This window comes from Dyella sp. 01N36 (genome assembly GCF_056399745.1).
Genome location: NZ_JBFTRY010000316.1, coordinates 1 through 2,482, shown reverse-complemented (window position 1 = coordinate 2,482; position 2,482 = coordinate 1). Strand labels below are relative to the sequence as shown.

General features: G+C 63.0%; 2 protein-coding genes. Both read right to left on the bottom strand.

Features of this window, described 5'->3' with window-relative positions:
- A partial coding sequence (locus AC1DMG_RS21595) for a hypothetical protein (protein ID WP_477181095.1) occupies positions 1 to 1,364 on the bottom strand: 1,364 nt, incomplete at its 3' end.
- A gap of 68 nt (positions 1,365 to 1,432) precedes the next feature.
- The coding region (gene galE, locus AC1DMG_RS21590; protein WP_477181094.1) for a UDP-glucose 4-epimerase GalE at positions 1,433 to 2,482 on the bottom strand (1,050 nt) is incomplete at its 5' end.

Genomic DNA, 2,482 nt, shown 5'->3' with positions numbered 1-2,482 from the left:
GCCCAGTACCAGGCGATCTGCCCTTTCTCACCGGAGCACGGATTGCGCCACTCGTGACCCTGCACGATGGTGTTCACGTCGATCCAGCCGTAGCGCTCCAGGTAACGCCCAAAGGCCGTGATCATGTCCGGGATGCGGTGGTCGCCCGTGACCAGCCAGGTGTGCCAGAGGCCGTCGATGATGTTCTCGCTCATCCACGGCGAGGACCCGCGCACATCGTGTTGCGGGTTCCAGGAATCGTCTTCGTGCAGGTTCCAGCTGTTGCGCCACGAGCCGTCGACGCCGAGTTTGTCCGGGTTGCTGCGCTGATGGTCATAGAGCCAGCTCACGCGTTCGCGCGCATGGGCGAGATAGCGCGTCTCGCCAGTCAGTTCATAGGCGTTGATGGTGGCCAGCAGGCCCAGCCCCGCCAGGCGCTCGGTGAAGCGCTCGCCCGGATTCGTATACGGTCCCGGCGTGCCGCTCCAGCCGCCGTGTTGCCACAGGATGACCATCTTGTCGACGGTCTCCCTATCGTGTTCGCTATCGTCGCCGGTGAGCGCCAGAGCCAGCAGGATGGGCTCGACGTAGACGTATTTCACGTCGCACGGCTCCTTACCCATGGTCCAGCCGCCCGCGCAGAACGGACTGAACGGCATGCCATCCCGCTTGATGTACTTCATGTAGAAGTGATAGCTCTGATCGGCGGCTTGCAGGTAATCAAAGCGGCCCGTTCGCACATAGGCCTTGAACAACGTGCTGGGGCGATCGAACAGCCACGCGGTGTGATCGTCGGCCGGCAGCTTCTTCGCCCAATCGAATTGGGTGGACACGTAGTTGGCGTAGGCCTCGCCCTTGGTGGCAGGCGTCTGCGGGCCGGCAATCAGCGACGCACAAAGCCACGCCGGTTCCAGTGTTGCGAGAGCGGCAGCCACACGCACGCCTTGCCCATCCGTCACCAGTTCCTGCGCATACGGCCAGCCGGGCGCGTCGCGGGTACGCGGCTTGCCGATCGAGAAATAATAGGTGCCCTCACCCTTGGTTAGTTGGGCATGAAACTGGGCGCGTACCGCCCGAATGCTGCGATCGCGCGCATACCAGAGCAGGGTCGCGTCCACGTGCGATGGCACTTCGTTGCCCGCCGCATCGAGTATGCGCAGCTGCTGCACATCGCGTAGCGTCGATGGCGGAAAAGGAATGCCTACGGAGACTCGAACCTCTGGCCCTTCGCCCACGTTCTGATGCACCACGATGCGTTGCACAGCTGCACTATCGGCAGGTGCTGCAACAGCGGGCGCTTCAGTAGTCTTGGTGGGCGCGCCATGCGACTTGTGCGTATGCCCCGCCGACCAGCATGTCATCGGCAGCAGCAGGGCGAGCCACACTAATGAAGTTGCACCGCGCCTACGTCCCCCTATCGGGCGGGAAACCAACGCGGGCGCGCTTCCCGTCATCACGCCACCGACGACAATGGCGCAGGCTTGCTTACCAGCTTGCGTTCCCACAACAGGGCTGTGCGCACGATGAAATCGAGATCGTCGTATTGCGGCTGCCAGTCGAGCACTTGCTTGAGCCGGTCGCTGCACGCGATGAGCATGCCAAGGTCGCCGGCGCGTCGCGGCAGCTCGACGATATTGAGCGGGTGCCCGTCGACCCGCGCCACGGAATCGAGCACTTCGCGCACGCTGTATCCATGGCCATAACCGCAGTTGAGCTTGAGCGAATCACCACCTTCGCGAAGATAGTCCAGCGCACGCAGATGAGCCGTGGCTAGGTCTTCCACATGGATGTAGTCGCGAATGCCGGTGCCGTCGGGCGTGTCGTAGTCCGTGCCGTAGATGGCGAGCGATGCACGCTTGCCCACCGCATGCTCGCACGCCGCCTTGATCAGCAAGGTCGCCGATGGCGCCGAATGACCGATGCGCCCCTTGGGATCGCAACCGGCCACATTGAAGTAACGCAGGATCACATGACGCATCTGCCCAGTCGCGCAGTGGTCGCAGAGCATCATCTCCGACATCAGCTTGGAGCGACCATACGGATTGGCGGGCTGGGTCGGCGTGTCTTCATCGGCGACGCCATGCTCGGTCAGGCCGTACACGGCTGCCGTGGACGAGAAAATGAACTTGTCGACACCCGAATCCGCACAGGCCGCCAGCAGGTTGCGCGTATTGCAGGTGTTGTTGCCGTAGTACTTGAGCGGATCGCTCACCGATTCGGGCACAACGGTGTGAGCCGCAAAGTGCAGCACGGCATCGATGCCGTGATGCTGCAGCACCGAGGCCACCAGCGCGGTATCGCCCACATTGCCCACCACCAGCTCGGCACCCTGCACGGCCTCGCGATAACCCGAGCTCAGGTTGTCGATCACCACCACATGCTCGCCACGTGACGTCAGCTGCTGGACGACATGACTCCCGATATAGCCGGCGCCGCCGGTGACGAGTACTTTGTGCATGATCACGTGCCTGGTCGTGTGACGGGGAAATGGCGACCCATCCAC